General features: G+C 73.3%; 19 protein-coding genes. 7 read left to right on the top strand and 12 right to left on the bottom strand.

Annotation, left to right across the window (positions count from 1 at the left end; genetic code table 11):
- Positions 1–53: 53 nt before the first annotated feature.
- From ACFW1A_RS12470 to ACFW1A_RS12455, 4 genes are all read right to left on the bottom strand, one after another.
- Complete coding sequence (locus ACFW1A_RS12470) at positions 54–1,274, bottom strand: molybdopterin molybdotransferase MoeA (RefSeq protein ID WP_380407960.1); 1,221 nt, start codon at positions 1,272–1,274, stop codon at positions 54–56.
- On the bottom strand, positions 1,271–2,278 hold the full coding sequence (locus ACFW1A_RS12465) for an NTP transferase domain-containing protein (RefSeq protein WP_380407958.1): 1,008 nt from the start codon (positions 2,276–2,278) through the stop codon (positions 1,271–1,273). The genes ACFW1A_RS12470 and ACFW1A_RS12465 overlap by 4 nt, the downstream gene beginning before the upstream one ends.
- Positions 2,279–2,299: 21 nt before the next feature.
- On the bottom strand, positions 2,300–3,247 hold the full coding sequence (locus tag ACFW1A_RS12460; protein WP_380407956.1) for an MBL fold metallo-hydrolase: 948 nt from the start codon (positions 3,245–3,247) through the stop codon (positions 2,300–2,302).
- Between the two features lie 129 nt (positions 3,248–3,376).
- Positions 3,377–4,039: an FMN-dependent NADH-azoreductase gene (locus tag ACFW1A_RS12455; RefSeq protein ID WP_380407954.1), complete on the bottom strand. Its 663-nt coding sequence runs from the start codon at positions 4,037–4,039 to the stop codon at positions 3,377–3,379.
- A 187-nt stretch (positions 4,040–4,226) separates the two neighbouring features.
- Between ACFW1A_RS12455 and ACFW1A_RS12450 the strand changes: the two genes are divergently transcribed.
- Positions 4,227–4,574 (top strand): winged helix-turn-helix transcriptional regulator, encoded by a 348-nt coding sequence (locus ACFW1A_RS12450; RefSeq protein WP_380407997.1) that lies wholly within the window; start codon positions 4,227–4,229, stop codon positions 4,572–4,574.
- Between the two features lie 54 nt (positions 4,575–4,628).
- On the opposite strand, the gene ACFW1A_RS12445 is transcribed toward ACFW1A_RS12450, so the two are convergent.
- On the bottom strand, positions 4,629–5,288 hold the full coding sequence (locus ACFW1A_RS12445) for an HAD family hydrolase (RefSeq protein ID WP_380407952.1): 660 nt from the start codon (positions 5,286–5,288) through the stop codon (positions 4,629–4,631).
- Positions 5,289–5,351: 63 nt separating this feature from the next.
- Between ACFW1A_RS12445 and ACFW1A_RS12440 the strand changes: the two genes are divergently transcribed.
- On the top strand, positions 5,352–6,311 hold the full coding sequence (locus tag ACFW1A_RS12440) for a sigma-70 family RNA polymerase sigma factor (RefSeq protein ID WP_380407950.1): 960 nt from the start codon (positions 5,352–5,354) through the stop codon (positions 6,309–6,311).
- A 117-nt stretch (positions 6,312–6,428) separates the two neighbouring features.
- On the top strand, positions 6,429–6,992 hold the full coding sequence (locus ACFW1A_RS12435; protein ID WP_380407948.1) for a dihydrofolate reductase family protein: 564 nt from the start codon (positions 6,429–6,431) through the stop codon (positions 6,990–6,992).
- Between the two features lie 61 nt (positions 6,993–7,053).
- Here the strand turns inward: ACFW1A_RS12435 and dnaB are convergent, their stop codons facing one another.
- The gene (gene dnaB, locus ACFW1A_RS12430; protein ID WP_380407995.1) at positions 7,054–8,607 is read right to left on the bottom strand and encodes a replicative DNA helicase; all 1,554 of its coding nucleotides are present in this window, start codon (positions 8,605–8,607) and stop codon (positions 7,054–7,056) included.
- A gap of 495 nt (positions 8,608–9,102) precedes the next feature.
- Here dnaB and ACFW1A_RS12425 point away from each other — a divergent pair, with 495 nt between their 5' ends.
- Positions 9,103–10,431, top strand: coding sequence for an MATE family efflux transporter (locus tag ACFW1A_RS12425; RefSeq protein ID WP_380407946.1), 1,329 nt, complete (start codon positions 9,103–9,105; stop codon positions 10,429–10,431).
- A 103-nt stretch (positions 10,432–10,534) separates the two neighbouring features.
- Here ACFW1A_RS12425 and rplI read toward each other — a convergent pair whose 3' ends face one another.
- From rplI to rpsF, 4 genes are all read right to left on the bottom strand, one after another.
- Positions 10,535–10,975: a 50S ribosomal protein L9 gene (gene rplI, locus ACFW1A_RS12420; protein ID WP_380407944.1), complete on the bottom strand. Its 441-nt coding sequence runs from the start codon at positions 10,973–10,975 to the stop codon at positions 10,535–10,537.
- A 17-nt stretch (positions 10,976–10,992) separates the two neighbouring features.
- Positions 10,993–11,229 (bottom strand): 30S ribosomal protein S18, encoded by a 237-nt coding sequence (gene rpsR / locus ACFW1A_RS12415; RefSeq protein ID WP_030304537.1) that lies wholly within the window; start codon positions 11,227–11,229, stop codon positions 10,993–10,995.
- A 75-nt stretch (positions 11,230–11,304) separates the two neighbouring features.
- Positions 11,305–11,916: a single-stranded DNA-binding protein gene (locus ACFW1A_RS12410; RefSeq protein WP_380407942.1), complete on the bottom strand. Its 612-nt coding sequence runs from the start codon at positions 11,914–11,916 to the stop codon at positions 11,305–11,307.
- A gap of 100 nt (positions 11,917–12,016) precedes the next feature.
- Complete coding sequence (rpsF, locus tag ACFW1A_RS12405) at positions 12,017–12,307, bottom strand: 30S ribosomal protein S6 (protein ID WP_380407940.1); 291 nt, start codon at positions 12,305–12,307, stop codon at positions 12,017–12,019.
- Positions 12,308–12,613: 306 nt separating this feature from the next.
- Between rpsF and ACFW1A_RS12400 the strand changes: the two genes are divergently transcribed.
- From ACFW1A_RS12400 to ACFW1A_RS12390, 3 genes are all read left to right on the top strand, one after another.
- Positions 12,614–12,913 carry a hypothetical protein gene (locus tag ACFW1A_RS12400; protein WP_380407938.1) on the top strand — a complete coding sequence of 100 codons (300 nt, stop codon included), beginning with the start codon at positions 12,614–12,616 and terminating at the stop codon, positions 12,911–12,913.
- Positions 12,914–13,136: 223 nt separating this feature from the next.
- Positions 13,137–14,255 (top strand): lipid II:glycine glycyltransferase FemX, encoded by a 1,119-nt coding sequence (locus tag ACFW1A_RS12395; RefSeq protein ID WP_380407936.1) that lies wholly within the window; start codon positions 13,137–13,139, stop codon positions 14,253–14,255.
- A gap of 15 nt (positions 14,256–14,270) precedes the next feature.
- Entirely contained in the window at positions 14,271–15,389 is a 1,119-nt protein-coding gene (locus tag ACFW1A_RS12390; protein WP_380407934.1) for an alanine racemase, read from the top strand.
- Here the strand turns inward: ACFW1A_RS12390 and ACFW1A_RS12385 are convergent.
- Complete coding sequence (locus ACFW1A_RS12385) at positions 15,323–16,957, bottom strand: glycosyltransferase family 87 protein (protein ID WP_380407932.1); 1,635 nt, start codon at positions 16,955–16,957, stop codon at positions 15,323–15,325. The genes ACFW1A_RS12390 and ACFW1A_RS12385 overlap by 67 nt on opposite strands.
- Before the next feature lie 104 nt (positions 16,958–17,061).
- Entirely contained in the window at positions 17,062–19,698 is a 2,637-nt protein-coding gene (locus tag ACFW1A_RS12380) for a transglycosylase domain-containing protein (RefSeq protein ID WP_380407930.1), read from the bottom strand.
- Between the last annotated feature and the right edge of the window lie 50 nt (positions 19,699–19,748).

Here is a 19,748-nt window from a genome sequence, read left to right as displayed (position 1 = left end):
TCCCAGCATGCGGCCTGCCGGCGGAGCGGCGCGGGAACCGCGGCCGGGGTGTCTCAGCGCGGCACGTCGAGCAGTTCGACCAGGTCACCCGCGGCCGTGCCGCCCGGCGGGACCACCGCCAACGCGTCCGCCAGGGCCAGCCCGCGCAGCATCGCCGGGCCGTCGAAGGCCAGCGGCCGCGGGCCCGCCCCGGTCAGCCGGACCGGCAGCAGCCGGGTGTCGGCCGGGTGCCCGGGCAGCGGCTCGCCGCCGCGCACCGACCGGGTGTGCGGCCCGGTCCGCCCGAGCAGCGCGGCCAGCAGCGGCAGGGCCAGGGTGACCGCGCCGGCCACCGCGGCCAGCGGGTTGCCGGGCAGCCCGACCAGGTGGCGGACCGGACCGCCGGAGCGGACCGGCGGCAGCTCCGCCAGCAGCATCGGGTGCCCGGGGCGCACCCGGACCCCGTCCACCAGCAGTCGGCCGCCGGCCTCGGCCAGGGCGCCGTGCAGGAAGTCGACCGGACCGGCGGCGGTGGCCCCGGTGCTGACCACCACCTCGGCGGGCGAGTGCCGGATCGCGTCGCGCAGCAGCGCGAAGTCGTCCCGCACCGCGCGCCGCGCCAGCAGCTCGGCGCCCCGGGCCCGCAGCCAGGGTTCCAGCATCGGGCCGAGCGCGTCGCGCACCAGGCCGGGGGTCGGCAGGCCCGCCGCGAGCAGTTCGTCGCCGAGCACCAGCAGCTCCACCGTGGGCGCCCGACGGACCGTCAGCCGGTCGTAGCCGCAGGCCGCGGCCAGGCCCAGCACGGCCGGGGTGACCTCGGTGCCGGTCGGCAGCAGCTCCTCGCCGCGCCGGCACTCCTGACCGCGCGGGCGCACGTCCTGGCCGGGCACCGGATCGGCGGCGGCCCCGGGGCGCAGCACCCCCCGCTCCGGCTCGCCGTGCTCGCGGCGCAGCACCGCGGTGGCACCGGGCGGCAGCTGCGCGCCGGTGGCGATCTCGGTGGCCCAGCCGTCGAGCAGCGGGGGCGGGGTACGGCCGGCCAGCACCCGGCCGGCCAGCCGCCACGGGCCGGGGCCGGCCACCGCCCAGCCGTCCATCGCCGAGGTGTCGAAGGCGGGCAGGTCGGTGAGCGCGGTGAGGGGCTCGGCCAGCGTGCCGCCGAGCGCGGCGGCGAGCCCCGGCCGCTCGGTGGCGGCGGCGCGCTGCCGCTCCCCGGCCAGTCGGGCGAGCTCGCGGGCCCGCGGCCAGCTGGTGGTGCTCACCGGGCGGCCCACCGCGGGTGCGGGGGCACTCATGCCTCGGGTCCGTCGGTCGGCGCGGCCGCCGCCCAGCGCTCGGCCAGCGCGGTGATCCGCGCGGACGCGGCGGCCACCTCCGCCGCCCCGCCGCCGCGCGCGGCGGCCGCGTAGCCGACCAGGAAGGCGGTCAGCGGGGCGGCCGGGCGGGCCACCCCGTGCGCCACCACCCGGGCCAGGTCGAGCAGCTCCTTGCTGTCGACCGCGAGGTCGATCCCCAGCTCGGCGGCGGCCTCGGTCATCCAGTCGTCCAGCGTGCGTCCCATGACGGACCATGCTGCCCGATCCCGGGCACCGCGCGGTGTTGGCGGTGCTTCGTTTTGCTCACCGGCGCCCGAGCGGACCGGTGAGGAGTCGGAAACACCGGACTCCCCGGACGCACCGGACTCCCCCGGTTCCCCGGCCCGGCGGCGGGCGGCGGCCAGGTCGGCCCAGGTGTCGCAGTCCTCGGCGGTGCGGCCCGGATCGGGCAGCCGGACCGTGCGCAGCCCGCCCACCAGCCGGCGCAGCGGCTGCCCGGCCGGGTCGCCGAGCACGGCCAGCGCGGCGCCGAGCGCGTCCCGCCGGTAGGCGCCGGCCAGCGGCTGGGTGCGCCCCGCACCGTCCACCAGGACCGCCGCCTGCACCTCGCCGGTCACCGCGGCGGCCAGCCGGTCCAGGACGGCCCGGTCCAGGAAGGGCAGGTCGGCGGCGAGCAGCAGCACCACCGGGGCGGCCGGCCCCTCGACGGCCAGGCCGGCCGCCACCGCCGCCACCGGACCGCCGCCGGGCGGCTGCTCCCGGGTCCAGCGCACCGCACCGCCCGGCTCCGCACCGGCCCTCTCCGAACCGCCCGCTGCCGCCCCGCCGGGGCCGACCACGACGGTCCGCCGGGCCCCCGCGCAGGCGGCCAGCACCCGGTCCAGCAGGGTCCGCCCGCCCACCGTGAGCCGGGGCTTGTCCGCCCCGCCGAGCCGGCGGGCGGCGCCGCCGGCCAGCACCAGCGCGTCGTAACGAGGGGTCATGCGCCCAGTATCGGGCAGTTGCTAGGACCGCCCGCCCCGCGCCGTGTTGGCCGCCGCGCCGGAGCTCAGGAAGGTGGGCAGGGTCAGCTCGCCGTACAGCTGCCCCATCGCCGCGACCAACGCGTCCGGGTCGTCCGGGTGCTCGGCCAGCAGCCGGTCGAAGTCGCGCAGGTACTCGCCGGTGAAGCTGAGCACCCGGGCCGCGTCGTCGCCCCGGTCCGGGGCCCGGTGGCCGGCGATCACCCGGTCCACCCCGAGGTCGGCGATCCGGCCCAGGTTGCGCAGCCAGGCCGCGCGGTCCCCGGGGGTCGTCTCGGCGGTCCACACGTGGGTGCCGTTGTAGGCGAAGTCGCCGGCCACCACGGTGCGGCAGCTGGGCACGTGCACCACGGTGGAGTCGGGGCAGTCGGCCTGCCCCAGGGTGAGCACCCGGATCAGCTGGCGGTCGATCATCAGCGGCTGCGGGCGCAGCACGCCCGGCAGCACCGGGTGCTCGGGCACGTCGTCGCCGTACTCCACCCGCCACTCGGCCGCCTTGCGCCCGGCCGTGGCGCCGATCGCGGCCACCACCGGCGGCGCGGCCAGCACCTGGGCCTGCGGGAAGAGCCGGAGCACCTCCTCGACCCCGAAGTAGTGCCCGGGGTGCGGGTGGCTGATCAGCACGGCCAGCAGCCGGCGGTCCTTGCCGGCGATCCACTCGGCCAGCTCCCGACCGGCGCTGCGGGTGGGCTGGGCGTCCACCAGGACCGCGTCCTGCTGACCCATGATCAGGCTGGAGGTGGCGAAGTGGGAGGACTCGGGTCCGGTGAAGACCTCGACCCGCAGCGGCGGTCCGGGCGGCGAGGCGGCGCTGGAGCCGTTCGGCCGGCCGACCGGTGCGCTCGTCCCGCCCCGTGCCGGGACGAGCGCACCGGCGCCGGCCGCACCGTCCGGGTCGACCGGTGGCTCGGGCGCGGGCGGTGAGGTCACGGGCTCTCCCAGATCGGCGGCGGGGCGTGCTGTCGCCACCAGCATGGGAGCCCGCGCCGCCGGGCGCCCGGCGGGCGCGCCCGCCCGAGTGAGCCGGTCGGCCGAGCGGGCCGGTCGGCTGACGCCGGGTCAGACCGCGGCGGGCTCGGCCAGCCGGGCGGCCACGGTGCGCGCGGTCTCGCCGGCCCGCTCGTGCGCGGCGGCCCTGGAGGCGTCGCCGGTCTCGATGAAGTCGGCCAGCGCCGGGTTGACCCGGGCCAGGGTGAACTCGGCGGCCACGGTCTCCACCTCGACGTTCATCATCCCGGTCAGCACCTTCTCCAGGTAGCTGGTGGCGAACTCGAAGTCGGCCCGCGGGCTGCCGGCCACGTAGGAGCCGCCGCGCGAGGCGAGCACCGTGACGTGCTTGCCCGCCACCGAGGTCTCGGGGCCGCCGCCGGTGCGGCCGACCAGGATCACCTGGTCCAGCCAGGCCTTCAGCGTGGACGGCACGGTGAAGTTGTACATCGGGGCGCCGATCACCACCGCGTCGGCCTGCTCCAGCTCGGTCATCAGCTCCTCGCGCAGCGCGAGGGCGGCCTGCTGCTCGGGGCTGCGGTGCTCGGCCGGCACGAAGGCGCCGGTGATGCCCGCCTCGGTCAGGTGCGGCACCGGGTCGGCACCCAGGTCGCGGCGGACCACGGTGCCCTCGGGGTGCGCGGCCTGCCACTCGCGGACGTAGGTCGCGGTGAGCTCCCGGGAGACCGAGCCCTGGCTCAGGGCCGAGGAGTCGATGTGCAGCAGCGTGGCCATGGTGGTCCTCCATACGTTCTCATAGTTGCTGCCGTTTCCTCGGCAACTACCCTTACCGTAGCAGCTTACTTTTTCTTCGTCACTAGCGCGATGACGGTAGGCTGGAACCATGGGTGAGCAGTCAGAGACCGGACGGATCGCGGTGGGGCAGCCCGACGGCGCCCCGGCGGCGGACTTCAGCGCCTGCATGGCGGCCACGACCGGGCCGTGCGGCAGCGTGGACCTGAACCTGACCCGGGTCTTCGCCCTGCTGGGCAAGCGGTGGACCGGCCTGGTGGTGGCGGTGCTCAGCCACCAGGAGGCGTACTTCGCCGACCTGCGCCGGGCCATCCCCGGGATCAGCGAGCGGATGCTCTCGGACCGGCTGACCGAGCTGGCCGAGGCCGGTCTGGTGGTGCGGCAGGTCGACGAGGGGCCGCCGCTGCGGGTCAGCTACCGGCTGACCGAGGCCGGGCGCGCGCTCGGCCCGGCACTGGAGGAGCTGCGGCTGTGGGCCGCGGTGCACCTGCCGGAGCGGCCCGCCGGCACCTGCTGACCCGCCGCCTGCCGACCCGGCGTCAGCGCCCCGCCGCTGCCGACCGACCCGGCGTCAGCGCCCCGCGTCCGCGTCGATCCCGGCCAGCAGCGCCGGCAGCTCGCGCATGTCGGTGAAGACCGCGGCCCCCGCGTCCGCCAGCCACTGAGCCGGCGTCAGCCCGCCGGCGAAGCCCAGCGCCCGCATCCCGGCCGCCCGGGCCGCCTGCACCCCGTACTTGCTGTCCTCCACCACCACGCAGTGCTCCGGGCGGGCGCCCAGCCGCTCGGCCGCGTGCAGGAACAGGTCGGGGAACGGCTTGCCCCGCCCGACCTCGGTGGCGCTGAAGATCCGGCCGGCGAAGCGGTCGTGGAGCCCGGTCACCCCCAGCGTGTGCCGCATCTTCGGGTGACTGCCGCTGGAGGCGACGCAGCTCGGCACGGTGAGCGCCGCCAGCGCCTCCTCGATCCCCGGCACCGCCGTCAACTCGCGGTCCACCGCGGCGCGGTGCAGCTCCTCGAAGCGCGCCTGCCAGCGCTCGGCCACCGGCCGGCCCAGCCGCTCGGCCACCTGCTCGGCGATCGAGGCGCTCGACCGGCCGACGAAGCGGTCCAGCACCTCGGCCGCGGTCAGCGGCCAGCCGAGTTCGGCACCGACCTCGCACTGCACCCGGACCGCGATCCGCTCGCTGTCCACCAGCACGCCGTCGCAGTCGAAGAGCACCAGATCGATCACCGCCCCAGGCTATCCGGGCCGTCCGGACCCGGACTTGTCAGCCCCTCCCCCTACCGTCGCAGCGTGAGCGACACCACCGAACCGCTGCCGCTGGACCAGCTGTTGGAGCGCCACCGGACCGAGCTGACCGGCTACTGCTACCGGATGCTCGGCTCGTTCGCCGAGGCCGAGGACGCCGTGCAGGAGGCCATGGTGCGGGCCTGGCGCGGCCACTCCGGCTTCGAGGGCCGGGCCGGGCTGCGCTCCTGGTTGTACCGGATCGCCACCAACGTCTGCCTGGACGCGCTGGACGGCCGCAGCCGCCGGGCCCGCCCGATGGACCTGGCCGGACCGTCCACGGTGGCCACCGCCGCGCTGGTCGAGCTGCCCGATGCGACCTGGATCGGCCCCGCACCGGACCGCCGGGTGCTGTCCGAGACCGGCGACCCGGCCGATCTGGCCGCGCAGCGCGACTCGGTGCGGCTGGCCTTCGTCGCCCTGCTGCAGCGGCTGGCACCCAGGCAGCGGGCGGTGCTGATCCTGCGCGAGGTGCTCGGCTGGCGGGCCGCCGAGGTGGCCGACCTGCTCGGCAGCACGGTGCCCGCGGTCAACAGCGCGCTGCAGCGGGCCCGTGCGGTGCTGGCCACCGGGCCGGCGCCGCCCCAGCCGCTGACCGGACCGGAGCGCGAACTGCTGGCGCGCTACCTGACCGCCTTCGAGCAGTACGACATGGCCGCGCTCACCGCGCTGCTGCACCAGGACGCGGTGCTCTCGATGCCGCCGTACCGCCTGTGGCTGCGCGGCGCGGCCGACATCCGGGCCTGGATGCTCGGTCCCGGCGAGGAGTGCCGCGGCTCCCGCCTGCTGCCGGTGGACGCCAACGCCTCCCCCGCCTTCGGCCAGTACCGCCGCGGCCCCGACGGCGGCCACCGACCGTGGTCGCTGCAGGTGCTGGAGCTCTCCGGCGGCCGGATCACCGGTCTCACCTGCTTCCTCGACACCCCCGCCCTGTTCCCCGCCTTCGACCTGCCGGACCGCCCCTGACCGGTGCCGGCGGCCCGACCCGGCTCCCCGCCCACGGAACGGCACCGCTCGGAACGGCACCGCTCCCCGCGCCGCGCCGGCCGTGCGCGCGGGACCGACGCACGGAAGGCTGGCGCCATGCGGAAACTGATCTACGCCATGAACGTGTCCCTGGACGGCTACATCGCCGCGCCCGGCGACGACATCGGCTGGAGCGTGCCGAGCGACGAGCTGTTCCGGTTCTGGTCCGACCAGCTGCGGGCGACCGACCTGTCGCTGTACGGCCGCAGGCTGTGGCAGACGATGAGCTCCTACTGGCCGACCGGCGACCAACGGCCCGACGCCACCCCGGCGGAGATCGAGTTCGCGCGCCGCTGGCGGGACATGTCGAAGGTGGTGTTCTCCTCGACGCTCGACACGGTCGACTGGAACGCCCGCCTGGTCACCGGCGACGCGGTCGCCGAGATCAGCCGGCTCAAGGCCGAGGACGGCGGGCCGATGGACATCGGCGGCGCGACGCTCGCCGCGGCAGCCATGCGGGCCGGGCTGATCGACGAGTACGTGCTGGCCACCGCGCCGGTCCTGGTGGGCGGCGGCACGCCGTTCTTCACCGCGCTGGACGACTGGGTGAAGCTGACCCTGGTGGAGACCCGGACGTTCCCCTGCGGGGTGATCCTGACCAGGTACCGGACGAGGCGCTGAGCGCCCGTCCGGGGGCACGGGCCCACCCCGACGGGCGCTCCGGGAGCCTGCCCGCCCGGCGTCAGTCCCGGGTCATGTCCACGAAGCGCGAGTAGTGGCCCTGGAAGGCGACCGTGATGGTGGCGGTGGGGCCGTTTCGGTGCTTGGCCACGATCAGGTCGGCCTCGCCGGCCCGGGGGGACTCCTTCTCGTAGGCGTCCTCGCGGTGCAGCAGGATGACCATGTCGGCGTCCTGCTCGATCGAGCCGGATTCGCGCAGGTCGCTGACCATCGGCTTCTTGTCGGTGCGCTGCTCGGGACCACGGTTCAGCTGGGAGAGCGCGATGACCGGCACCTCCAGCTCCTTGGCCAGCAGCTTGAGGTTGCGGGACATGTCCGAGACCTCCTGCTGGCGGCTCTCGGCCCGCCGGGAGCCGCCGGACTGCATCAGCTGGAGGTAGTCGATGACCACCAGCTTGAGGTCGTTGCGCTGCTTGAGCCGGCGGCACTTGGCCCGGATCTCCATCATCGACAGGTTGGGCGAGTCGTCGATGTACAGCGGCGCCGCGGTCACCTCGGGCATCCGGCGGGCCACTCTGGTCCAGTCGTCGTCGGTCATGTTCCCCGAGCGCATGTGGTGCAGCGCCACCCGCGCCTCGGCGGAGAGCAGGCGCATGGCGATCTCGTTGCGCCCCATTTCGAGCGAGAAGATCACGCTGGGCAGCGCGTTGTGGATCGAACAGGCCCGGGCGAAGTCCAGGGCGAGGGTCGACTTGCCCATGGCCGGGCGGGCCGCGATGACGATCATCTGGCCCGGGTGCAGGCCGTTGGTGAGGGCGTCCAGGTCGGCGAAACCGGTGGGGACGCCGGACATCTGGCCCTGGCGGGAGCCGATCGCCTCGATCTCGTCGAGGGCGCCCTCCATGATGTCGGCGAGCGGGGCGTAGTCCTCGCTGGTGCGCTGCTCGGTGACGGCGTAGATCTCGGCCTGGGCGGCGTTGACGATCTCGTCGACGTCGCCCTCGGCTGCGTAGCCCATGCCGGCGATCCGGGTGCCGGCCTCGACCAGGCGGCGCAGCACCGCGCGCTCATGCACGATCTCGGCGTAGTACTCGGCGTTGGCCGCCGTGGGCACCGAGTTGACCAGGGTGTGCAGGTAGCCGGGGCCGCCGACCCGGGCGAGCTCGCCGCGCTTGGTGAGCTCGCTGGCCACGGTGATCGGGTCGGCCGGCTCACCGCGGGCGTACAGGTCGAGGATCGCGTTGTGGATCAGCTCGTGCGCCGGGCGGTAGTAGTCGATCGGCTTGAGCACCTCGACCACGTCGGCGATGGCGTCCTTGGACAGCATCATGCCGCCGAGCACCGACTGCTCGGCCGGGAGGTCCTGCGGCGGGACCCGCTCGAAACCCTCGCCGCCCTCGCGGCCGCCGTCGCGCTCCCCGTCGCCGTCCCGCTTGCGACCCCGGTCGCCGGACTGACCGCCCCGGCCCTCGCCCTTGCGGCCCGCACCGTTGTAGGGGGCGCCGCCGTCCCGCTTGCGGGTCACCGGCAGCAGGTCGCTGGGGCCGTCCGCGGGGAAGCTGACGCCGAAGGCGTCGTCGGTCGGCTGCCAGTCGTCCTCCGGGGGCGGCGGCATGTCGTGGTCGTCGTACTGGGGACCGGTCACGCGTCTTCCCCGATCAGCGAGCGGTGCGAGTGTGGAGCGAAGGCGCAGGAGCCTGGGTGGACGGCCGGGGTCACGGTCCGGTCCACCTCCTTCATACGCCACGGCACCGACGGATCGGCCGCCGGGTGGCGGTCCGGCGCGTCGGACGAGCGACCACGCTAAGGGGCCGGTGCGGTCCGCACCAAGATAGTTATCCACAACCCCTGTGGATGACTGCGGCTCCACTGTGGACAACTGCCCGAAACCTGTGCACAAGCTTGGGGACAGTGCTGTGGATAACCACACGATCGCCCTGGCGTCAACTCGCTGACCTGCGGCAACACTATCCACGGCCTGTGCATGAGAAAAAGTTCACACAGCTGCCGACGCCCTGGGCGGACCACCGACCCCCTATTCGTCCACAGGTTCGAGTAATGGATGAAATGCCATTGCGTCTCTTACCTGTGGATGGCTACCGTACGTACCATGAGTCGAATGAGCGCACCGATACGCCGGCACGACCGGGAGATCCTGGCCCTGGCCCTGCCGGCCTTCGGCTCGCTGGTGGCCGAGCCGCTCTTCCTGCTCGGCGACTCGGCCATCGTCGGCCACCTGGGGACCGCCCAACTGGCCGGCCTGGGCATCGCCTCGGCCGCGCTCTCCGCCCTCACCGGGCTCTTCGTCTTCCTCGCCTACGCCACCACCGGCGCGGTCGCCCGCCGGATCGGGGCCGGCGACCGCCGGGCCGCCGTCCAGCAGGGCCTGGACGGCCTCTGGCTCGCCCTGCTGCTGGCCGTCCCGGTGGCGCTGGCCGGCTTCCTGCTGGCCCCCGCCGTCGCGACCCTGCTGGGCGCCTCGCCGACCGCCGCCCCGTACGCGGTGACCTACCTGCGGATCAGCGCCCTGGGCATTCCGGCGATGCTGCTGGTGCTGGCCGCCACCGGGGTGCTGCGCGGGCTGCAGGACACCCGCACCCCGCTGCTGGTGGCCGGCTGCGCCTTCTCCGCCAACCTGGTGCTCAACGTCGCCCTGGTCTACGGCGCCGGCCTCGGCGTGGCCGGCTCCGCCTGGGGCACCGTGCTGGCGCAGACCGCGATGGCCGCCGTCTACGTCCTGGTGGTGGTGCGCGGCGCCCGCCGGCACGGGGCGAGCCTGCGGCCCGACCGGGCCGGGATCCGCGCCTGCGCCCGGGTCGGCGGCCCGCTGCTGGTCCGCACCGCGTCGCTGCGCGCCATCCTGGTGCTGGCCACCGCGGTCGCCGCCCACCTCGGCGACCTCCAGGTGGCGGCCCATCAGATCGCCATGGCGCTGTGGAGCTTCCTGGCCTACGCGCTGGACGCGATCGCCATCGCCGGCCAGGCGATCATCGCGCGCTACCTGGGCGCGGCCGACGCGCCGGGCGCCCGGGCGGCCACCCGGCGGATGGTCCAGTGGGGCGTCGGCGCCGGGGTGCTGCTGGGACTGCTGGTGGTGCTGGCCCGACCGCTCTACCTGCCGCTGTTCAGCACGGACCCGGGGGTGCGGACCCAGCTCGCCCACGTGGTGGTGCTGCTCGCGCTCACCGAGCCGGTGGCCGGCCTGGTCTTCGTGCTGGACGGGGTGCTGATGGGCGCCGGGGACGGGCCCTACCTGGCCCGCGCGATGCTGGCCACGCTGGCGGTCTTCGCGCCGCTGGCGCTCGCCGTGCCGGCGCTGGGCCTGGGGCTGGCCGGGCTCTGGTGGGCGCTGATCCTCTTCATGCTGGTGCGGGCCGTCTTCCTGGTCGGGCGCACCCGCACCGGCCACTGGCTGGTCACCGGCGCCGTCCGGGCCTGACCGCAGCCGTCCCGGGAAACGCCCGAGGGCCGGTCTCCCTGGTGGGAGACCGGCCCTCGGGTTGGTACGGCTACTGCCGCGAACCGGGCCCGCAGGGGCTGGTTCAGGCGACGGTGACGTCCAGGTTGGCGGTCACGTCGGCGTGCAGCTTGACGGCGACCTTGTGGGTGCCCACGGTCTTGATCGGCGAGGCGATCGTGACGGCGCGCTTGTCCACCAGCGGGCCACCCGCGACCTTGACGGCCTCGACCACGTCGGCCTGGGTGACCGAGCCGAACAGGCGGCCGGCGTCGCCGGAGCGCACCGACAGCTTGACCTGCAGGCCCTCGAGGGTGGCCTTCAGCTCGGTGGCCGCCTCGACGGTCTGGATCTCGTGGATCTTGCGGGCGCGACGGATCGCGTCGACGTCCTTCTGGCCGCCCTTGGTCCAGCGAATGGCGAAGCCGTTCGGGACCAGGTAGTTGCGGGCGTAGCCGTCCTTGACCTCGACGACCTCGCCGGCGCCACCGAGGCCGGAGACCTCGTGCGTGAGGATGATCTTCATTCTTCGGTCACCCTCTCTTAGCGCGCGGTGCTGGTGTAGGGCAGCAGCGCCATCTCACGGCTGTTCTTCACGGCCGTGGCGACGTCACGCTGGTGCTGGGTGCAGTTGCCGGTGACCCGGCGGGCACGGATCTTGCCGCGGTCGGAGATGAACTTCCGCAGCAGGTTCGTGTCCTTGTAGTCAACGTAGTTGACCTTGTCCTTGCAGAAGACGCAAACCTTCTTCTTCGGCTTGCGAGCAGGCGGCTTCGCCATGGTGTGCTCCAAATGAGGATCACGATCCGGGACCGTCAGCGGGACGGACCCGGGTCGCACGAAATCTGTCAGCTCTTAGAACGGAGGCTCTTCCGAGAAGCCGCCACCGGACGGGGCGCCCCAGCCACCGCCACCCTGGTTGCCACCAGAGGGAGCGCTGGACGCCCACGGGTCGTCGGACGGACCGGACTGGCCGCCGGAGTTGCCACCCCAGCCACCACCCTGGTTGCCGCCACCGCCGCCCCAGCCACCCTGGCCGCCGCCCTGCTGCTGGCCGCCGCCGAAGCCGCCGCCACCACCAGGACCGCCAGGACCGCCGGCCCGGTTGGCCCGGGTCACCTTGGCAGTAGCCGACCGCAGGCTCGGGCCGACCTCGTCGACCTCGACCTCGAAGACCGTCCGCTTCTCGCCTTCCTTGGTCTCGTAAGACCGCTGGCGCAGCCGACCCTGCACGATCACGCGCATGCCGCGCTGCAGCGACTCGGCCACGTTCTCCGCCGGCTGACGCCACACGTTGCACGTGAGGAAGAGGCTCTCGCCGTCCTTCCACTCGTTCGTCTGGCGGTCGAAGGTGCGGGGAGTGGACGCGATGCGGAACTTCGCGACCGCCGCACCCGAGGGGGTGAAACGCAGCTCGGGGTCGTCGACGAGATTGCCGACGAGGGTGATGACGGTCTCGCCTGCCATGGTGTGCTGACCTCTCGGGATGGAGGAGTTCCGTTCAGCGATGTTTCACGTGAAACATCGGACGCGAGCCATCAGGGCCGCAGTGGCCCCGAAGGACGGCTCAGTGGGTGTCCGGGCGCAGGACCTTGGTCCGGAGAACCGACTCGCTCAGCGACATCTGGCGGTCGAGCTCCTTGACGACCTCAGGCGTGGCCTTGAGGTCGATGACCGAGTAGATGCCCTCGGGCTGCTTCTTGATCTCGTACGCCAGGCGACGACGGCCCCAGGTGTCGACCTTCTCGACGGTTCCGCCACCGGTGCGGACGACGTTGAGGAAGCTCTCGATCAGGGGCGAGACAGCGCGCTCCTCGACCGAGGGGTCGAGGATGACCATCACCTCGTAGTGACGCATGGGTAAACCCACCTCCTTTGGACTCAACGGCCACGGTCTCTCCGTGGCAGGAGGGTTGTACGGCGTCGGCACTGGTGCGCCGACCGCGGCCCCACCGTAGTGGGCCGCTCTGACAGCCGGCCCCCTCACCCGGAAGCGGGCGCGCGGGGGCAGAGGTACACCAGTGCAGACCGCACAGCCTACCCGCACCCATCCGGCCGAACAAAACACCCATCGATTGCCGCCCGGTCTCAAGGGGCGCAATCTGGGCAGAACGGGTAACACCGAGGTACCACTGCTGCTTGCCCCCTGCTGGAGGTGGGTTCCATGGCACAGACCGTCCACCGATTCCCCCCGCTCACCCTGAACACCGACGGCCACCGTCACCCCAGGGAGAACACCCTGGTCGCCGTGACCGTGGTGCTCGGCCTGGTGGCCTTCATCAGCTCGTTCTGGCACAACATGCACCTGCTGAGCACGTGGACCGGCCTGGCCGGGATCATCACCGGCGGGTGGGGCCAGTTCATCTCGGCCACCACCGCGGAGCGGTGCGTGCTGGTGGTCTCGCTCGGCCTGGCGGCCTTCGGCTTCTACATCGGGATGGCGCACGGGGGCCTGTTCGGCTGACCCGGGTCCCGGAACCGGGGTACGGCCAGGCCGATCCCCCGGCACGCGCACGGCGCACGAGACGGCGCTCCCCTTCGGGAGAGCGCCGTTCGCCGTCTCCGGCTCGGGCATCTGAGCGAAGCTCTAGGGTTCCGTCAACGCGCCGCACAAGACCCCACCGAAACGGACCATTCGGGCGATATGGTCACAGGGTCCCACCAACCAGCCAAGGAGCATCACGAGCATGAGCCTGCGCCTGAGGACGATCACCCGCGAGGAGCACCTCGACTTCCTGCGCGGTCGCCCGACCGCCAGCCACATGCAGGTGCCCGCGTGGGGCGAGGTGAAGGCGGAGTGGCGGACCGAGTCGATCGGCTGGATCGACGGGGCGGGACGGGTGGTCGGGGCCGGGCTGGTGCTCTACCGCCAGCTGCCCAAGGTCAAGCGCTACCTGGCCTACCTGCCCGAGGGCCCGGTGATCGACTGGTTCGACGCCGACCTGGAGGGCTGGCTGCGGCCGATGCTGACCCACCTGAAGGAGCAGGGCGCCTTCTCGGTGAAGATGGGCCCGCCGGTGGCGATCCGGCGCTGGGAGGCGCCCACCGTCAAGGAGGCGATCGGTGCCGGGCAGGCCAAGCGGCTGCGCGACATCGACCCCGACTGGTACGAGCCGCGCGCCTTCGACCTGGCCGAGCGGCTGCGCCGGACCGGCTGGCTGCAGGGCGAGGACGGCGGGGCCGGCTTCGGCGACGTGCAACCGCGCTACGTCTTCCAGGTGCCGCTGGCCAACCGCTCGCTGGACGACATCCAGCGCGGCTTCAACCAGCTGTGGCGGCGCAACATCAAGAAGGCCGAGAAGAGCGGCGTGGAGGTGGTCCAGGGCAGCTACGACGACCTGGCCGTCTTCCACCAGCTCTACCTGGTCACCGCCGAGCGGGACCACTTCATCCCCCGCCCGCTGGCCTACTTCCAGCGGATGTGGCGGGCGCTGACCGCCGAGGACCCCAACCGGATGCGGCTCTACCTGGCCTACCTCGACGGCGAGCCGCTGGCCGCCACCACCATGCTGACGGTCGGCGAGCACGTCTGGTACTCCTACGGCGCCTCGGCCAACCACCGGCGCGAGGTGAAGCCGTCCAACGCGATCCAGTGGCGGATGATGCGCGACGCCTACGCGCTCGGCGCCGCCACCTACGACCTGCGCGGGATCAGCGACACGCTGGACGAGGACGACCCGCTGTTCGGCCTGATCCAGTTCAAGCTGGGAACCGGCGGCCACGCGGTGGAGTACCTGGGCGAGTGGGACTTCCCGCTGAACAAGCTGCTGCACAAGGCGCTGGACCTCTACATGTCGCGCCGCTGACGGCAGGGAGCACAGATGACCCTTTCGCTGTACCTCGACACCGAGCGCTGGCGGGCGCACCAGCGCGCCCTCATGGCCGAGTTCCCGGGCCTGGTCCCGGTGGCCAAGGGCAACGGCTACGGCCTGGGCAACCGCCGGCTGGCCGAGGAGGCCGCGCTGCTGGGCACCGGGCTGCTCGCGGTCGGCACCGCCGAGGAGGCGGCCGAGGTACTGGCGCAGGGCTACCCGGGCGAGGTGCTGGTGCTCACCCCGTACCGGATCGGTGAGCCGGACCCGGGGCCGCCGGCGACCGGGGCACTGCCGACCGCCGGTCCGGGGCGGGTGCTGCGCACCGCGGGCACCCTGGAGGCGGTGCGGGCGCTGGCGGGCCGGCCGGTGGTGGTGGAGTGCATGACCAGCATGCGCCGGCACGGCATCGCCGCCACCGACCTGGCGCACCTGGCCGAGTTGCCGGCGCCGGTCGGTTTCGCCCTGCACCTGCCGCTGGACCGGCGCGACGGCAGCGACCCGGTGGCGGAGGTGGACAGCTGGGTGCGGGCGATCGAGGCGGCCGGCCTGGCCCCCGGCACCGTCTTCCTGAGCCACCTCGGCGCGCAGGGCCTGGCCGAGCTGACCCGGCGTCACCCGGGCACCCGGTTCCGCTGCCGGATCGGCACCCGGCTCTGGCTCGGCGACCCCGGCGCGATGACGGCCCGGGCCACCGTGCTGGACGTGACGCCGGTGCGGCGCGGCCAGCGGTACGGCTACCGCCAGCACCGGGCGCCGGGCCCCGGCCACCTGCTGGTGCTGGCCGGCGGCACCGCGCACGGCCTGGGCCTGGAGGCGCCGAAGTACGTGCGCGGGCTGCTGCCCCGGCTCAAGGGCATCGCCCGGGCCGGCCTGGCCACCCTCAACCGCTCGCTCTCCCCCTACCAGTGGCAGGGCCGCCAGCTCTGGTTCGCCGAGCCGCCGCACATGCAGGTGAGCATCGTCTTCCTGCCCGCCGGTGGGAAGCCGCCGGCGGTCGGCGACGAGCTGACGGTGACCGTGCGGCACACCACCACCCGGTTCGACCGGGTGGTGGACCGTCAGGCCGACCCGGTCCCGGCCGACTCCGGCGCCGGGTCCGACTCCGGCGCGGACTCCGCGGGCTGAGCCGGCAGCGCGTCCTCGGGCGCGGCCCAGGCCGGCTGGTCCCCGTCCTCCCCGGTCGCCGCCCAGGCGGGCTGGTCGGTCGGCGCCAGCGCGAACTCCGCGTAGCTCTCCTCCTCGCGCAGCCGGCGGGCCGTGCCGAGCACGAAGGCGTCCGCGGCGAAGTCCAGCACGCCGCCCGACGGGTCGTCACTGCCGTCCCAGCGCACCGGGTCGCGGTCCGGGCGCAGGATGTCGCGCACCACCATGCCGCACAGGTAGAGCGTGCCGGCCAGGTGCAGGACGACCGCGAAGTGGTACCAGTCCTGCCCGATGCCGTGCTGCTTGCTGTCCCCGATGAAGGCCAGGTAGGACCAGATGCCCAGGTAGTAGAGGACCTCGCAGGCCTGCCAGATCAGGAAGTCGCGCCAGCGCGGGCGGGCCAGCGCGGCCAGCGGGATCAGCCAGAGCACGTACTGCGGCGAGTACACCTTGTTGGTGACCACGAAGGCGGCCACCACCAGGAAGACCAGTTGGGCGAAGCGCGGCCGGCGCGGGGCCGAGAGCGCCAGCCAGCCGATCCCCAGGCAGCAGACCACCAGCAGCACCGCGATCCAGGTGTTGAGGGTGGGCAGCGCCTGGTTGCGGTCCTGCATGAGGATCATCCAGAAGGACCCGAAGTCCTCCTTGCGGGTCTGGCTGAAGGTGTAGAAGGTGGCCCAGCCGGCCCAGTTGGCGAGCATGATCGGCAGGTCGACCACCAGCCAGGCGACCACCGCGGCGCCGGCGGCCTGCCCGAAGGCGCGCCACCGGCCGGCCCGCCAGCAGAGCACCAGGAGCGGGCCGAGCAGCAGCACCGGGTAGAGCTTGGCGGCGGTGGCCAACCCGATGAAGACCCCGGCCCAGACCGGCTTGCGGCCCGACCAGTAGGCCATCGCCACCGCGGTCAGCGCGACCGCCAGCAGGTCCCAGTTGATGGTGGCGTTCAGCGCCAGCGCCGGGGCCAGCGCGAACAGCAGCGCGTCCCAGGGGCGGCGGCGGTGGGTGCGGGTGAGCGCGACCACGGTGACGACCGCGCAGATCAGCAGCATCCCGGCGTTGACCGCCCAGAACCACCGCTCGCGGTCCTGGATCACCCCGGTGGTCGGGGTCAGCCAGCCCGCGATCTGCATGAAGCCGCCGGTGAGCACCGGGTACTCGAGGAACTTCATGTCCGCGGTGGGCTGCGGGATCATGTCCAGGTACGGGTGCAGCCCGTCGGCCAGGCCGCGCGCGGTGTACAGGTGCGGGATGTCGCTGTAGCAGGCGTGCGTGTACTGGGTGGTGGCGCCGAAGAACCAGCCGCTGGTGTAGCAGGGCAGCTTCTGGACCAGGCCCAGGCAGTAGGTCAGCACGGTGGCCAGTGCCAGGAACCGGGCCGGCACCCACCAGGAGACCCCGAGCAGCGCGCGGCGCCCGGGCGGGCCGCCGAGCAGTTCGCTGCCGGCCGCCGCGACCGGGTCCTCGTCCGCGGGGACGACCACGGTGTTGGGCAACGGTCCCTCGGCCACCACCGCTTCGGCGGCGGTCTCGTCTCGCGTGCTCGGCGTCATGGCGGACATACTGCCGCACGACCGCGGCCGGCACGAGGACTGGTCCACACCAAGCTGGAAAAGCCAGGGGCCCCGCGGTGTCCGCGGGGCCCCTGGGTGCTGCGCTACGGGGTCGGCTGCCCGGTGGGCGGCTGGGTGCCGCCCCCGCCGCCCGGCTTGGTCTTGGTCGGGCTGGGTGTCGGACAGTCGAACAGCGGGATGCAGGAGCCGGTGCCGGTGCCGCCGCCGCCCGGGGTCCGGGTGGAGGTCGGGCCGCCGCTCGGGCAGACGTCGCCCGGCAGGCAGCTCGGGCCGCCGGTCGGCCGGGTGGTCGGCGCCTCGGTGGTCGGCGCGACGGTCGGCGCCTCGGTGGTGGGCGCCGCGGTGGCGCTCGCCGACGCGGAGGCCGAGGCCGAGGGGGAGGCGGTGCTGGGCGCGCCCGAGGCGTCGACCTCGGTGTTCACCGGTCCCGGCTCCGGGAAGTCCTGGACCGGGGAGCCGCTGACCGCGTCCTTCATGTACGCCGCCCAGATCTCGGTCGGCAGGTCACCACCGTAGAAGGTGCTCTTGCCACCGGTGCCGCTCAGCGACTGCAGGCCGGGGTGGTTCGGGTCCTCGCGGAACATGGTGACCGCGGTGGCCAGCGACGGGGTGTAGCCGTCGAACCAGGCCGAGGTGCCCTTGTCGGTGGTACCGGTCTTACCTGCCACCGGGCGGCCGACCGCCTTGGCCTTGGTACCGGTACCGCTCTGCACCACGTCCTGCAGGACGCTGGTGATGTTGTCGGCGACCGCCTGTTCGAGCACCTGCTTGGGCTGCGCCTTGCCGAAGCCGGGCAGCTGCTTGCCGTCCTTCTCCAGCTTGGTCACCGCGTACATGTCGGTCTGCTGGCCGCGGGCGGCGAAGACCGAGTAGCCGGAGGCCATCTGGATCGCGCTCGGGGTCGAGGTACCGATCGCGAACGCCGCGGTGTTCTGGTTCGCCTCCGGCATCGAGCTCTTGCTCAGGCCCATCGCGGTGGCCAGCTTGGCCACGTTCGGGCCGCCGACGTCCTCGCCGAGCTGCACGAACGGGACGTTGAACGAGTTGATCATGGCCTTGCGCAGCGTCACGTAGCCCTGCGGGCCGTCCTCGTCGTTCTTCTGCTTGAAGACCGAGCCGTCCGGGTTGGTCACCAGCGAGCCGTCCGGCTTGCGGATGGTGGACAGGTCGTCGGCGTTGTACCGGCTGTCCTCGTTGATCCGCATCGGCCTGCCGTCCGGACCGGTCTGGGTCTGCACCCCGACCTGCATCGCGGTGGCCAGCACGTAGGGCTTGAAGGTCGAGCCGACCGGGACGCCGTTGGTGTCGGCGTTGTTGCTGTACTGGCCCTTGTCGATGCCCGGACCGCCGTAGATGGCGATCAGCGCGCCGTCACCGGGCAGCACCGAGGCGGCGCCGACCTGTACGAAGGTGTCGGTCTTGGGGCGCTTGACCGGGTCCAGGTTCTGCTGGGTGATCTGGTCCACGGCCTTCGAGAGCTGGTCGACCTTGTCCTTGCGCAGGGTGGTGTAGATCTTGAACCCGCCGTGGCCCAGCACCGCGTCGGTGATGTTCGGGTCCTTGGCCACGATGTACTTGTCGACGGTGTCGACGATGTAGCCGATCTGGCCGTTCATGTTGCTGGACGGGGCCTGCTTTATCGGCTCGGGCAGACCGGCCTTGACGCACTGGTCCTTCTGGTCCTGGCTGATGGCCTTGGTCTTCACCATCTCGCCCAGGATCCACTCCCAGCGGCCGCTGGACGGGTCGGTGGTGGTGCCGAACATCCGGGCGTGGTTGGCCGCGTTGAGCGAGGGGTCGTAGTAGCCGGCGCCCTTGAGCAGACCGGCCAGCATCGCGCTCTGGCAGGGGGTCAGGTCCTTGGCCTCCACGCCGTAGTAGGCGTGCGCGGCGGCCTGGATGCCGGTGGAGTTGCGGCCGAACCAGCTGGTGTTGAGGTAGCCCGCCAGGATGTCGTCCTTGGAGGTCGCCTGGTTGAGCTTCAGCGTGATGAAGAACTCCTTGAGCTTGCGGGTGACCGTCTGGTCCTGGCTCAGGAAGGCGTTCTTCACGTACTGCTGGGTGATCGTCGAACCGCCCTGGGTCGACTGCCCGGACGCCATGTTGTAGACGGCGCGGGCGATGCCCTTGGGGTCGATGCCGTTGTCGGTGCGGAAGGTCTGGTTCTCGGCCGCGATCACCGCGTCCTGCATCGACTTGTTGATGTCGCCGATCTGGACGATCTGACGGTTGGTCTGACCCGTGCGGGTCATCTCGCTGCCGTCGGCCCAGTAGTAGATGTTGTTCTGGACCGGGGTGATGTCCTTGAGCGTGGGCACCTTGGTCATCGCGTAGGCGGTGCCGACGGCGGCCACCCCGCTGCCGAAGAAGATCAGGAAGAGCGAGAGCACGAGCTTCCAGGACGGGATCCAGCGGCGCACGCCGCGCTTGCCCCAGCGCGGGTAGTCGATGAACCGCTTCTTGCCCGGCGGCTTGCCGCCGGCCCCGCGGCCGCCGCGGCCGGGCCCCTGCCCGTCGCCGCCACCGCCGCCGCGTCGGCCACCACCGCCGGCGGCGCCACCGGCGCCACCGGCACCGCCGGCACCGCCGCCCTTCTGGCCGGCCTTGCGCATCTCGGCCCGGGTGGGCCGGGGCTGCACGGCGGTCTCCCGGCTGCCGTTCGGCCCGCCGGCCCGGCGGGCCGCGGCGCGGCCCGCCCCGCTGTTGTCGGGCGCACCCACCGGCGGAGTCCCGTAGGGATAAGGGCGCTGAACCCCCGGGCCGCCCGGGA

Origin of the sequence: Kitasatospora sp. NPDC058965, assembly GCF_042741245.1 — a bacterium.
GTDB lineage: Bacteria > Actinomycetota > Actinomycetes > Streptomycetales > Streptomycetaceae > Kitasatospora.
Note: the sequence above shows the minus strand (reverse complement) of the source record. Positions and strands in the feature narration are given on the sequence as shown.